1 pseudogene is annotated in these 283 nt (G+C 65.0%); it reads right to left on the reverse strand.

The window, feature by feature from the left end:
- Positions 1–283 (reverse strand): annotated as a pseudogene (locus tag PSEWESI4_RS24990) (urocanate hydratase); the annotation flags it as partial.

Consider the following 283-nt stretch of genomic DNA (forward strand, 5'->3'; position numbering starts at 1 on the left):
GCCATAGTGCTGGCGGCCGGCTTCGACGAAGGTTTCGTAGGTGCCCTGGACGATGCCCTGGCTGCCGATGTAGATCCAGCTACCGGCGGTCATCTGGCCATACATGGCCAGGCCCTTGGCGTCCAGTTCGTTGAAGTGCTCCCAGGTGGCCCAGTGCGGCACCAGGTTGGAGTTGGCGATCAGTACGCGCGGGGCGTTGGCGTGGGTCTTGAACACGCCGACCGGCTTGCCGGACTGCACCAGCAGGGTCTCGTCGTCGTTCAGCTCCTTGAGGGTGGCGACG

Source organism: Zestomonas carbonaria (assembly GCF_904061905.1).
GTDB lineage: Bacteria > Pseudomonadota > Gammaproteobacteria > Pseudomonadales > Pseudomonadaceae > Aquipseudomonas > Aquipseudomonas carbonaria.